The sequence below is a fragment of the Sphaerisporangium dianthi genome, from assembly GCF_042654065.1.
Taxonomy (GTDB): Bacteria; Actinomycetota; Actinomycetes; order Streptosporangiales; family Streptosporangiaceae; genus Sphaerisporangium; species Sphaerisporangium dianthi.
The window spans coordinates 119,482-131,887 of sequence record NZ_JBHSFP010000014.1; the positions used below are offsets into that span (position 1 = coordinate 119,482).

The following is a 12,406-nucleotide window of genomic DNA, read 5'->3' on the forward strand; positions in this document are numbered from 1 at the left end:
CAGCGCCGAGCCGCCGGCCGGCCCTTCCTTTTCCGTGTCCGCCACCGGCCGCCCATCGTCTGGAGTGAGGGATTGATGACCAGGGAACTGATCGACTCGGCTGCCATCGGCACCCATTACGACGAACGCTCCCCGATCGGCGACGAGCTGCGCAACGGCCAGCTGCACATGTGGTACTGGTACGACAACGAGGACGACGCCCCGCTGGCGGACGCCGTGCACCGCATCAGCCGCAAGGTGGCCGAGACGCTCGGGCTGCGGCCGGGCGAGCGCGTCCTCGACGCCGGGTGCGGGCCCGGCGAGACGGCGGTCTTCCTGGCCAGGAACTACGGCGTCAAGGTCACGGGCATCACCGTGAGCTCCTTCGAGATCGACAAGGCGAACGAGCGGGCCGTGGCCAACGGGGTGACCGACCGGGTGACGTTCGAGTACGGCGACTACACCGGCCTGGACTACCCCGACGGCTCCTTCGACGCCGTCCTGGCGCTGGAGTCGCTGCAGAACGCCCCCGACCTCGAGCGGGTGCTGAGCGAGCTGTTCCGGGTGCTGCGCCCGGGCGGCCGCATCTCGTTCTCCGACTTCAGCCTCGAGTCGGAGGCCGAGCCCGCGCGGGTGAAGAGGTTCATGAACACCCTGAAGCTGCGCGAGCTGCCGACGCTGACGCAGTGGATCGAGCACGCTCAGCGGGCGGGCTTCGAGGTCGAGGAGTACACCCAGTGCGGCCCGCGGGTGTTCGGCAAGAAGAGCAAGTACATCAAGGCCGCGATGGACCACAGGGACTCAATCGCCGCGAAGTTCGGCGAGGAGGCCCTGGCCGAGTTCTCCCGCCGCCACCTGGGCTTCTTCGCGCCGCGCAAGGACCAGATCGGCTACGTCATCGTCTCGGCGCGCAAGCCGGGCCGGTAGCCCGCCGCGCCGTCCGCTGACACGACCGGCCCGCGTACCCCGTCCGACGGAGGGGGGCGCGGGCTTCGGTGTTCCCGGACCCGCTCACCTGCCACCGTCCCATCGGCACGCCGAGACCCGCGCCGACACGCCGAAGACCCGCGTTCCCCCTCCGGCGGAAGGAGGGGGAACGCGGGTCGTCGGTGTTCTCTGCCGGCCGTGCGCAGCGTCGTCGGTGGACACGGCCGGCAGGGATCGTGGGACCCGTGACGGGTCAGGCGTGCGCGCCGTCCTCCACGCCGAAGCGGGCCTTGGCCAGCTCGCGCTTGGCGATGGTGGACAGGAAGACGGCGAACCCGGCGTGGCTGTGGAACATGGACATGTCACGCCACACCCGCTCGATGCGCTCGCCCTGCCGCACCGCGCTGGAGCCGGCCGTGGGGAACAGGTAGTTCTCGACCGCGTGCCAGCACAGGTCCACCACCTGGTGGCAGATGGCGGCGATGCGCATCTCCACCTCCTTGGTGACGGCGGCGGGGCCCTGCGCGCAGATCTCCGTCCACTGCTGGACGGCGTTCAGCACCGCCGCCTCGCCGGTCGCGATCATCCCGGCCGCCTGGCCGTACCAGTACTGGTAGTCGGGATCCTGCGTGCGCGGCAGGTTCGGCGGGAACAGGGCGACGCGGCTGCGCATCAGGTCCTCGTAGGCGTCGAGCGCCCCGAGCGCCATGCCGACGGCGAGGATCGCGTCCTCGATGACCATGAAGCTGAGCTGGCCGCCCCCGTACTCCGGGTTGCCGTGCAGCGTGCGCCCCGGGGTGCCCTTGGAGACGTCGACCTGGCTGACGTGGGTGTTCAGCGTGAAGTGGCCGGGGACGACCCCGTTCTCCATGGTGATGCTGTGCGAGCCGCTGCCCTTGAGCCCGAGCTGCTTGCCCCAGTCGGACAGGCGCCGCCACTGGCTGCGCTCGGCGATGAACAACATGGGCGCGGGCGGCTGCCCCTCTCCGGGGGACACCAGCGTGTGGCCGATGAAGTGCGTCGCGTACGGCGAACCCGAGTTGTAGCCCCAGGTGCCGTTCAGCACCCAGTCGCCGCCGGGGGTGCGCTCGGCCGTCCCGTTCGGCACGACCGTGGCCGGGCAGATGAAGTCGCCGCCGGCGAACAGCTCCGACTGCGCCCGCTCGTCGAACAGCGACGCCGCGATCAGGGCGTGCGCGTGGCCGAGGCAGTACATCCAGCCGGTGGACGGGCATCCCCTGGTGAGGGCCATCGTCACCCGCATGAACGTGTCGATGCCGTACTCCAGGCCGCCGTAGCGCCGCGGGACGAGGATCCGGTAGAAACCGGCCTGGAGGAACTCCTCGTGGGTGTCCTGCGCGTAGAAAGTGCGCTCTTCGGTCTCGGCCTGGCGGTCGACCAGCGTGGCCGCGATGGCCTCGGCCCGCGCGACCATCTCCGCCGGCGTGAGGGCGGCCTCGGGCTGGAGGACGACTCCGTACTCGGGAACATTCGTGGCCACTGCCATTGGCGCGCAGTCCTTCATCTCGAATGGCTGACGGGGAATCGTGCCGTGTTAGCCAGCGTTCACCTCCGCCCGCCGCGCGGGCATCTCCTGGAATGCGGTGTGCGCCGCCGCCCCGCCCTGCCCGTGGCGTGAAACGCGTCGCGGCCTGCCAGGTGTCCGCCCCGGAGCGCGCCTCCACCGGCGCGCCGGGCCGCGAAGAGCGCAATTTGGAAAATGCGCGCCGTACGCGTGGATGCGATCGTCGGGTTCTGCCGATCGATGAACGGTGGCTCCCCGATCGACCGCGCGAAAGGGCATGCCGGAACCGCCGGCTGATCGAGCCTGAGCCGGCCAGAACTTGAGAAGGTGCGTCAAATTGGTGGAGTTGTCGAAAACCGTCGGTTCCCATCCCGTGACCCTGCCGTCCCGCCTGCCGTCGCTGACCGGAATGCGATTCGTCTCGGCGGGGATGGTGTTCCTCACCCACGCCATCGGTGCGAGCCTGTTCGCCTCCGCGGCCTTCGCCGGCGCGTACATGTCGGTGGTCATCCAGGGCGGCTGGGCCGCGGTCTCCTATTTCTTCATCCTCAGCGGCTTCGTCCTGACCTACGCGGCCCGCAAGTCCGACACCACGGCGACGTTCCTGCGGCGCCGCTTCCTGAAGATCTACCCGAACTACATCATCACCCTGGCCGCCGCGCTCGTGCTGGTGAGCTGGGTGGGCAAGCAGGCCATCGACGGCGGGACCGCGCTGCTGCACGCGCTGCTGCTGCAGTCGTACGTGCCCACCCTGAGCGTCAGGACCGCCTTCAACTCTCCGGCGTGGTCGCTGTCGTGTGAGGCGCTGTTCTACCTGTGCTTCCCGTTGCTGTACCGCTACATCGGCCGCATCAAGGCCGACCGCCTGTGGAACTACGCCGGCCTGACCGTGGTGGCCATCTTCGCCGTCCCGTTCGTGGCCAAGTTCCTGCCGGCGCAGCCGCCCATTCCCGGCTTCGGCATGACCGAGCTGGAGATGTGGTTCGTGATGCAGTTCCCGCCGGTGCGGATGCTGGAGTTCGTCTTCGGCATGATCCTGGCCAGGATCGTCATGACCGGCAGGCGGCTGCCGGTGGGCCTCGGCGGCGCACTGGCGATCGGCATCGCCCTGTACGCCATCGCGCCGCTGTTCCCCATAGGCTTCGACGTCGTGGCCATCTCGGTCGTCCCGCTCGGCCTGATCATCGCCGCGGGCGCCGTCGACGACACCGAGCGGCGTACGAGCTGGCTCGGCGGCCGCGTCATGGTCTGGCTCGGCGAGGTGTCCTACGCGTTCTACATGTGGCACTTCCTGGTGCTGGTCTACGTCCGCCAGTGGTTCGGCAACATGAAGGGCTGGAGCACTCCGGCGGCCTTCGGGATGATGGCGGTGCTGGCCGGCATCACGCTGGTGCTCTCGTGGGCGCTGTACTCGCTGGTGGAACAGCCGATCATGAAGCGCTTCGCCTCCTCGCGCAACGGCAGGACCGGCCCGGGGGTGCCGCTGCCGATGCCGCCCTCCTCCTCCCCCGACCTGCCCGAGCAGGTGCCGGTCGACCCGGCGCCCCCGGTGGCGCGCTGAAGCCGGCTCCGCCAGGCCGCGCCGCGGCACGGCCGTACCAAGCCGCGGCAGGTCATGCCGCCCGCGGGCACGGCCACACCGCGGCACGGCACGGCCACACCGCCCGCGCCCGCGCAGAGTCCGTCCGGCCGTGCGAACCGAAGGAGTGAGTTCCATGACCGCCTCCATCCTGGAAAGCGAGATCCCCGGCACGACCGTCACGGGGTCCCTGCCCAGTCTGGCGACCGGCATCTGCACGACGCCGCTGCTGGAGGAGACCATCGGGGAGAACTTCGGCAGGGCGGTGGCGGCCTTCGGTGACCGGGACGCGCTGGTCGACCGCACGACCGGCCGCCGCTGGACCTACGCCGCCCTGGCCGAGGAGGTCGACGCGCTCGCGCTCGGCCTTCTCGGCCTCGGCCTGGTCAAGGGCGACCGCATCGGCATCTGGGCGCCGAACTGCGCCGAGTGGACGATGACCCAGTTCGCCGCGGCCAAGATCGGGCTGATCCTGGTCAACGTCAACCCGGCGTACCGGGCGCACGAGGTGGAGTACGTGCTCAACCAGGCCGGGGTGCGGGCCCTGGTGGCCGCGGAGCGGTTCAAGACCTCCGACTACGCCGGCATGATCGCCGAGGTGCGTCCGCGCTGCCCTGAGCTGGAGCACGTCGTGCTGATCGGCCAGGACGGCTGGCGGTCGCTCATGGCGGCGGGCAGGCGGGGCGACCGGCGGGCGCTCGCCGCGGCCGAGGCCGCGCTCACCCCCGACGACCCCATCAACATCCAGTACACCTCGGGGACCACCGGCTTCCCGAAGGGCGCGACGCTGTCGCACCGCAACATCCTCAACAACGGCTTCTTCGTCGGCGAACTGTGCCGCTACACCGACGCCGACCGGGTGTGCGTGCCGGTGCCGTTCTACCACTGCTTCGGCATGACCATGGGGACGCTCGCGGCGATCAGCCACGGGGCCTGCGTGGTCATCCCCTCCCCCGTCTTCGACGCCCGGGCGACGCTCGCGGCCGTGCAGGCCGAGCGGTGCACGTCGCTGTACGGCGTGCCGACGATGTTCATCTCCGAGCTGGCCGACCCCGACTTCGCCTCCTTCGACCTGTCGTCGCTGCGCACCGGCATCATGTCCGGCTCGCCGTGCCCTGTGGAGATCATGCGGCAGGTCGTCGAGCGCATGGGCATGGTCGAGGTGACCATCTGCTACGGGATGACCGAGACCTCCCCGGTGGCCACCCAGACCCGCCCGGACGACTCGCTCGAACGCCGCGTCTCCACCGTCGGCCGCGTCGGCCCGCACCTGGAGGTCAAGGTCATCGACCCCGAGACCGGCGCGCTCGTCGCGCGCGGCCGCCCGGGCGAGGTCTGCACCCGCGGGTACTCGGTGATGCTCGGCTACTGGGAGCAGCCGGACAAGACGGCCGAATCCGTCGACCCCGACGGCTGGATGCACACCGGCGACATCGGGATCATGGACGAGGACGGCTACCTCAGCATCACCGGCCGCATCAAGGACATGGTGATCAGGGGCGGGGAGAACGTCTACCCGCGCGAGGTGGAGGAGTTCCTGTACACCCACCCCGACATCCTGGACGCCCAGGTCATCGGCGTGCCCGACGAGCGGTACGGCGAGGAGCTCATGGCGTGCCTGCGCATGCGGCCGGGCGCCGAGCCGCTGACCGCCGAGTCGCTGCGGGTGTTCTGCAAAGGGAAGCTGGCCCACTTCAAGATTCCCCGCTACGTGCAGGTCGTGGACGCCTACCCGATGACCATCAGCGGCAAGGTCCGCAAGATGGAGATGCGCGAGCGCGCCATCGACCAGCTGGGCCTGCGCCACCTCCTCGCCACCGAGCACGCCTAGGCCCACACGATCTGCCTGGCACGACGCGCGGCCTGCCTGGAAGGACGCGCGGCCGCCCGCCCTCGCGCAGGAGGTCCGGTACGAGGTGCGCCGGCATCTGGTCGTGCACGTCGCGCTGAAACTTTCACCTCCGCGCGACCGCCACTCCGCTCCTGACCTGTCGCGGAAGGCCGCTGGTCAGGCCGGGGGTGGACCGGGCCCGGCCCGTGGCGCACGATCAAGGACGGCACGGCGCGTGCCGCCGTTCCGCTCGCGGAGCCGACGCGACGACCGGTCGCGAGCGCGCCTGAAGGGGGCGCTCCGGATCCGATGGCCGGTGGTGCGCCGGCGTCGCCCGCGCGTCCGGGAGCGCCGGCTCCCGACCCTGCGATCGGAGGGCGGGCCGTCCGGAGCTCCGTCCGCCCGACGAAAGGCTCCTCATGCCCTTCCCACGTCCTCATGGGACCGTGTCGCGTGGCCTTCTGATCGCAGGCTGTGCGGCCACCGCCACGGCCGCCGTGCTCGGCGCCGGCCTGATGCCCGCCTCCGGCGCCGCCGCAGGCCCGATGCCCGCCTCCGGTGCCGCCGCGGGCAGCGCCCACAGCGCGCCGCGGGCCGGTGCGGCCGCCGCCGACACCACCCCGCCCAGTGAACCCGTCGGCCTCACCCCCCGGACCGTCTACCGCCCCGGGGTGGCGGGCCTCACCTGGACGCAGTCGACCGACAACGTCGGAATCACCGGGTACGACATCTACGCCTGGTCCTACAGCTCCCCGGTGACCGGCTCGTTCAGCCGCGTCCAGGCGAACTTCACCCACACGGCCACCCAGGTCACCGCCGACGTGATCTACCTCATGCCCGGCCGCGCCCACCTGTTCTACGTCGTTGCCGTCGACGCCGCCGGCAACAGGAGCGTGCCGAGCCTTCTCGCCATGAACAGGGCCACGGCGGAGCCGCCGAACATGACCCCGTCCCCCGGCCCGTCGTCGCCGCCCATGCCCTGGGACCTGCGCGTCTTCAACGGGCCCGCCCCTGGCTACGCGGGAATGCAGTGGGCGACCAGCGGCTCCACGTCCACGACCCACTGGCCCGTGTTCCGCCGCTCCTCCTCGCAATGGGGCCTCGGGGACGACAGCCCGCTTCCGCGCACCATGGTGAGGATCGGCGGCGAGGCGTCCTACACGTTCCAGGTGGTGGCGCGGGACGATGCCGGCAACCTCAGCAACCCGTCCAACGCCGCCACCTACCTCAACCCCTCGCCGTCGCCCTCCCCGGCCCCTTCGGCCACCCGGCGTGCGCGGCCCTGAACGGTGCGCGCCGAGGACGCGTGCGGGTGCGCGGACAGATAGTGGTGGAGGTGGCTGGAGGCTTCCAGCATGCCGGCCGCCCGTTCGGTGAGTTCGGCGGCGCGCTGTTCGACGGCCTCGCGCAGGGCGTCGCGGCTCCCCGTGCGGCGCAGGCCCTCGATGACGTCCTTGATCTGCGGCAGCGGGTAGCGTCCCTGGCGCAGCATGTGGACCATCCTCGCGTCCCGGACGTCGGCCGGGGTGTAGCGCCGGTACCGGGTGCCCGGCTCGCGGCCCGGGGTGAGCAGGCCGGCGGACTCCCACAGGCGCAGCGCGGAGGTGCGCACCCCGAGCAGCGCGGCCACCTCGCCGACGCGCAGGCCCCGGCGCGACCGCGCCGACGCCTCCGAGGCCGGCTCGGACCGTTGTCCGGCGACCTCCTCGAGCGCCCGCGCCGTCGCCCGCAGCGACAGGCGCTGCCTGTGCAAGGCGGCGTGGCCCGCATCGACGAGCGCGAGCGCGCCGGCGAGATCTCCGGCGTGCAGGGTCTGCATGACCCTGCGCGCGGCGTCCCACCCGTATCCGCGGGCGAGGGCCCGGTAGGTGTGCAGGGCCGCGCGGTGCTCCTCGCCGAAACTGCGGTACCCGGCGGGCGTGCGCGGCGCCGGGGGCAGGATGCCGGTGTCGGCGTAGTTGCGCACCTGCTGGGCGGAGATGCCGGCCACCCGCGCCAGGTCGACGGGACGCAGGCGCGTCCCTCCTCCGCCGCTCATCGGTCCGCCTTCCGGTCGGGGGCCGGTCGCTCGATCAAGGCCCGGCGCCGCCTTCGCCGATCGGGCGGCCGCCGCTCCGTCTTCAGTCTGAGGGTTCACATGTCATTTGAAGGTTAGCGGAGGCCAGTGCCTGTACAGGCGGGCCTGCTCTCTGGCCAACCCTCAAGAGAGCACTTCAATGAGAAAATTGAAGGTATGAAGACGGGCGACAACGACGGCGACATACCCATGGAACCGGCCATCGAGACCTGCGGGCTGAGGATGCGCTACGGCTCGGCCGACGTGCTGCGCGGTGTCGACCTGCGCGTGCGCCGCGGCGAGGTCGTGGCCCTGCTCGGGCCGAACGGCGCCGGCAAGACGACGACCATCGAGATCCTCGAAGGGTTCCGCAGGCGGTCAGCGGGCGAGGTGCGCGTCCTCGGCACCGACCCCGACGACGGGGACGAGGCGTGGCGGGCGCGGCTCGGCATCGTGCTGCAGTCCTGGCGCGACCACGGCCGCTGGCGGGTGCGCGAGCTGCTCGACCAGCTCGGCCGCTACTACACGCCCTACGGCACGGCGGAGCGCCGGCGACCGTACGACCCGGACGAGCTGATCGGCCTGGTGGGGCTGGAGGGGCAGGCGGACGCGACCGTCGCCCGGCTCTCCGGCGGGCAGCGGCGAAGGCTCGACGTGGCCATCGGCCTGGTCGGGCGGCCGGAGCTGCTGTTCCTCGACGAGCCCACCGTGGGCTTCGACCCGCAGGCGAGACAGGACTTCCACGATCTGGTGCGGCGGCTGGCCGACCTGGAGGACACGTCGATCCTGCTCACGACGCACGACCTGGACGAGGCCGAGAGGCTCGCCGACCGCATCCTGATCCTGGTGGGCGGCTCGATCGTCGCCGACGGCAGCGCGGCCGAGCTGGCCCGGCGCGTCTCGGGCAAGGCGGAGGTGCTCTACAGCGTCGCCGGCGAGCGGCACACCGCGTCGGTGGAGGACGCCACCGGGTACGTGCGCGGGCTGTTCGAGCGGCACGGCGACGCGGTCACCGACCTGGAGGTGCGCAGGACGCGCCTGGAAGAGGTGTACCTGGCGATGGTGCGCGACTTCGAGTCCGCCGGACACGCCGCGGTCCCCGGCCCCCTGGCGGAGGTGTCCGCATGACCACCCCTCCCCCGGCCGGCGTGCGCGGCGCGCGGACGGCCGCGTTCCGCGCGGGGCTGCACCGCGCCCGGGTCGAGTTCCGTCAGAGCGCGACGAACGTCCAGGACGTGTGGGGCACCCTGTTCCTGCCGGTCATCGCCCTGATCGTGATGTACCTGCTGCGGCACAACACGGTGCCGGGCACCGGCTTCTCCCTCGGCTCGCAGTCCATCCCCGGCATCCTCGGCCTGAACGTCGTCCTCAACGGGATGGTCGCGCTGGCCATGACGCTCACCATGGACCGCGAGGACGGCACCCTGCTGCGCGCCAAGGCCACGCCGAACGGCATGATCGGCTACCTGACCGGCAAGGTGCTCAGCCGGGCCGGCATGTCGGTCGCGGGCGCGCTCGTCCCGCTGGTCCCGGCGGCGTTCCTGTTCGATGGGCTGCGACTGGGCGACGCGGCGTCCTGGCTGACGCTGACCTGGGTGCTGGCGCTCGGCATGGTGGCGGTGCTGCCGATCGGCGCGGTGCTGGGCTCCCTGTTCGAGAGCGCGCAGTCCATGGGCGTCGTCATGCTGCCGCTGATGGCTCTGATGGCGGTCTCGGGCGTGTTCTACCCGCTCACCGCGTTCCCCGGGTGGCTGCAACTGGTGGCGCAGGTCTTCCCCGTCTACTGGCTCGGCCTCGGCCTGCGCTCGGCGCTGCTGCCGGACGCGCTGGCCGCCGCCGAGGTGGGCGACTCCTGGCGGCACCTGGAAACGGCGGGCGTCCTCGGCGCCTGGGCGCTCCTCGGCTTCGTGCTCGCGCCGGCGGTGCTGCGCCGCATGGCACGCCGCGAGTCAGGGTCGGCGGTCGCCGCCCGGCGCGCCAAGGCCATGCAGCGCCCCCTGTGACCACCACGCCCTGTCCTGTCCTGCGGGCCGGATCCCCCTTCGGCCCGCCGCGGGCGACCGCCGTCCGCGTCCCGTGACGGGGCCGGTTTCTGTCGGTGGGCGTCCCTATCCTCGTGTTCCCCCTGCCCTCCCCTCCCTCGACCATGGAAGGTCCCGTTGATCTCCAGCCAGCAGGCCGGCCCCGTCCGAAACGATGAACCGCTCCGCGAGCGCGACCACTCCGCGGCGGACGGTCACGACCTCATCCAGGTGCGCGGCGCCCGCGAGAACAACCTCAAGGGCGTCTCCCTGGACATTCCCAAGCGGCGGCTGACGGTCTTCACCGGGGTCTCCGGCTCCGGCAAGTCCTCGCTCGTCTTCGACACGATCGCCGCCGAGTCCCGGCGGATGATCGACGAGACCTACACGGCCTTCCTGCAGAACTTCATGCCCAGCCGCGCCCGGCCGGACGTCGACGCGCTGCGCAACCTGAGCGCGGCGATCATCGTCGACCAGGAGCGCATGGGCGGCAACGCCCGCTCGACCCTCGGCACGGCCACCGACGCCCACACCATGTTGCGCATCCTGTTCAGCCGCATGGGCACCCCGCACGTCGGCCCGCCGGCGGCGTTCAGCTTCAACCGGGCCGAGGGCATGTGCCCCGAGTGCGAAGGGCTGGGCAAGGTCTCCGACATCGACGTCGACGAGCTGGTCGACCGCGAGCTGTCGCTGGACGACGGCGCGGTCAAGGTGCCCGGTTTCGGGGTCGGCACCTGGTACTGGCAGCTCATGGCCCAGTCCGGCATGTTCGACCCGGCCGTCAAGCTGAAGGACTACACCCCCGCCCAATGGGAGGACTTCCTGCACAAGCCCGTCACCAAGGTGAAGATGGGCACGCACAACGTCACCTTCGAGGGGCTGATCCCCAAGGTCCGGCGGCTCTACCTCGCTAAAGACCGCGAGTCGATGCAGGCCCAGGCGCGCGCGTTCGCCGACCGGGCGGTCAAGCTCGTCGGCTGCCCGGCCTGCGGCGGGGCCCGGCTGAACGAGGCCGCCCGGTCGGCGGTGATCGGCGGCCGCACCATCACCCAGTGCTCCGCCATGCAGATCAGCGACCTCGCCGAGTTCGTGCGCGCCATCGGCGACCGCTCGGTCGGCCCGATGCTCGACACTCTCGCCGAGACCCTCGACTCCCTGGTCGAGATCGGCCTGGGGTACCTCAGCCTCGACCGCGAGTCCTCCACCCTGTCCGGCGGCGAGGCCCAGCGCGTGAAGATGGTCCGCCATCTCAGCTCCAGCCTGACCGACGTCACCTACGTCTTCGACGAGCCCACGGCCGGGCTGCACCCGCACGACATCCAGCGCATGAACGACCTGCTGCTGCGGCTGCGCGACAAGGGCAACACCGTCCTGGTGGTCGAGCACAAGCCCGAGACCATCGCGATCGCCGACCACGTGGTCGACCTCGGGCCGGGCGCCGGCGCGGCGGGCGGCGAGGTGTGCTTCGAGGGCGACGTCGAAGGGCTGCGCGCGTCCGGCACGCTGACCGGCCGTTACCTCGACCATCGGGTCGAGCTGCGTGAGAAGGTCCGCGCTCCCGCCGGGTGGCTGCCCGTCACCGGCGCCTCCCTGCACAACCTGCGGGACGTCAGCGTCGACATCCCGCTCGGCGTGCTCACGGTCGTCACCGGCGTCGCCGGGTCGGGCAAGAGCTCGCTGATCCACGGGTACGTGGCCGGGCGCGAGGGCGTGGTCGTCGCCGACCAGTCGCCGATCCGCGGCTCGCGCCGCAGCAACCCCGCCACCTACACCGGGGTGCTCGACCCGATCAGGACGGCGTTCGCCAAGGCCAACGGCGTCAAGCCCGGGCTGTTCAGCGCCAACTCCGAAGGGGCCTGCCCGGCCTGCAAGGGCATCGGCCTGATCTACACCGACCTGGCGATGATGGCCGAGGTCGCCTCGGTGTGCGAGCAGTGCGAGGGCAAGCGCTTCACACCCGAGGTCCTGACGTACCGGCTGCGCGGCAGGAACATCAGCGAGGTCCTCGCCATGCCCGTCGCCGAGGCCCGCGAGCTGTTCCCCACCGGGCAGGCACGGGTGGTCCTCGACCGCCTGGCGGCCGTGGGCCTCGGCTACCTCGGCCTCGGCCAGCCGCTCACCACCCTGTCCGGCGGCGAGCGCCAGCGGCTCAAGCTCGCCATCCACATGGCGAAGAACGGCACGACCTACGTCCTGGACGAACCGACCACCGGCCTCCACCTGGCCGACGTCGACCAGCTTCTCGCCCTGCTCGACCGCCTGGTCGACGACGGCAACACCGTCATCGTCATCGAACACCACCAGGCCGTGATGGCCCACGCCGACTGGATCATCGACCTCGGCCCCGGCGCCGGCCACGACGGTGGCCAGATCGTCTTCTCCGGCCCCCCGTCCGAACTCACCACCAAGGCCGACACCCTCACCGCCGCCCACCTCCGCCTCTACACCGGCGAACGGTCCTAGGACCGCCCCGGCACCTTGCGATGAG

9 protein-coding genes are annotated in these 12,406 nt (G+C 71.5%); 7 read left to right on the top strand and 2 right to left on the bottom strand.

Annotation, left to right across the window (positions count from 1 at the left end; genetic code table 11):
* Positions 1–75: 75 nt before the first annotated feature.
* Positions 76–906, top strand: a complete 831-nt coding sequence (locus ACFO60_RS21040) for an SAM-dependent methyltransferase (protein ID WP_380842540.1) — start codon at positions 76–78, stop codon at positions 904–906.
* 253 nt (positions 907–1,159) lie between these two features.
* On the opposite strand, the gene ACFO60_RS21045 is transcribed toward ACFO60_RS21040, so the two are convergent.
* The gene (locus tag ACFO60_RS21045) at positions 1,160–2,413 is read right to left on the bottom strand and encodes an acyl-CoA dehydrogenase family protein (RefSeq protein WP_380842542.1); all 1,254 of its coding nucleotides are present in this window, start codon (positions 2,411–2,413) and stop codon (positions 1,160–1,162) included.
* Between the two features lie 358 nt (positions 2,414–2,771).
* Here ACFO60_RS21045 and ACFO60_RS21050 point away from each other — a divergent pair, with 358 nt between their 5' ends.
* From ACFO60_RS21050 to ACFO60_RS21060, 3 genes are all read left to right on the top strand, one after another.
* Positions 2,772–3,992 (top strand): acyltransferase family protein, encoded by a 1,221-nt coding sequence (locus tag ACFO60_RS21050; RefSeq protein WP_380842544.1) that lies wholly within the window; start codon positions 2,772–2,774, stop codon positions 3,990–3,992.
* A gap of 154 nt (positions 3,993–4,146) precedes the next feature.
* Complete coding sequence (locus tag ACFO60_RS21055; RefSeq protein WP_380842546.1) at positions 4,147–5,841, top strand: AMP-binding protein; 1,695 nt, start codon at positions 4,147–4,149, stop codon at positions 5,839–5,841.
* 446 nt (positions 5,842–6,287) lie between these two features.
* Complete coding sequence (locus tag ACFO60_RS21060; RefSeq protein WP_380842548.1) at positions 6,288–7,127, top strand: hypothetical protein; 840 nt, start codon at positions 6,288–6,290, stop codon at positions 7,125–7,127.
* On the opposite strand, the gene ACFO60_RS21065 is transcribed toward ACFO60_RS21060, so the two are convergent.
* Entirely contained in the window at positions 7,064–7,879 is an 816-nt protein-coding gene (locus ACFO60_RS21065) for a MerR family transcriptional regulator (protein WP_380842550.1), read from the bottom strand. The genes ACFO60_RS21060 and ACFO60_RS21065 overlap by 64 nt on opposite strands.
* A 195-nt stretch (positions 7,880–8,074) precedes the next feature.
* Between ACFO60_RS21065 and ACFO60_RS21070 the strand changes: the two genes are divergently transcribed.
* The 3 genes from ACFO60_RS21070 (at position 8,075) to ACFO60_RS21080 (ending at position 12,381) form a co-directional block, all read left to right on the top strand.
* A complete protein-coding gene (locus tag ACFO60_RS21070; protein ID WP_380842552.1) occupies positions 8,075–9,025 on the top strand; it encodes an ABC transporter ATP-binding protein in 951 nt (316 codons plus the stop codon).
* Entirely contained in the window at positions 9,022–9,900 is an 879-nt protein-coding gene (locus ACFO60_RS21075) for an ABC transporter permease (RefSeq protein WP_380842554.1), read from the top strand. The genes ACFO60_RS21070 and ACFO60_RS21075 overlap by 4 nt, the downstream gene beginning before the upstream one ends.
* A gap of 249 nt (positions 9,901–10,149) precedes the next feature.
* Positions 10,150–12,381: an ATP-binding cassette domain-containing protein gene (locus ACFO60_RS21080; protein WP_380842695.1), complete on the top strand. Its 2,232-nt coding sequence runs from the start codon at positions 10,150–10,152 to the stop codon at positions 12,379–12,381.
* Positions 12,382–12,406: the final 25 nt, after the last annotated feature.

What these genes read in the sequence shown, in the direction of transcription:
- ACFO60_RS21040 (WP_380842540.1), top strand. Translation starts at nt 76, where the DNA reads ATGACCAGGGAACTGATCGACTCGGCTGCCATCGGCACCCATTACGAC.
- ACFO60_RS21045 (WP_380842542.1), bottom strand. Translation starts at nt 2,413, where the DNA reads ATGGCAGTGGCCACGAATGTTCCCGAGTACGGAGTCGTCCTCCAGCCC.
- ACFO60_RS21055 (WP_380842546.1), top strand. Translation starts at nt 4,147, where the DNA reads ATGACCGCCTCCATCCTGGAAAGCGAGATCCCCGGCACGACCGTCACG.
- ACFO60_RS21065 (WP_380842550.1), bottom strand. Translation starts at nt 7,879, where the DNA reads ATGAGCGGCGGAGGAGGGACGCGCCTGCGTCCCGTCGACCTGGCGCGG.
- ACFO60_RS21070 (WP_380842552.1), top strand. Translation starts at nt 8,075, where the DNA reads ATGAAGACGGGCGACAACGACGGCGACATACCCATGGAACCGGCCATC.
- ACFO60_RS21075 (WP_380842554.1), top strand. Translation starts at nt 9,022, where the DNA reads ATGACCACCCCTCCCCCGGCCGGCGTGCGCGGCGCGCGGACGGCCGCG.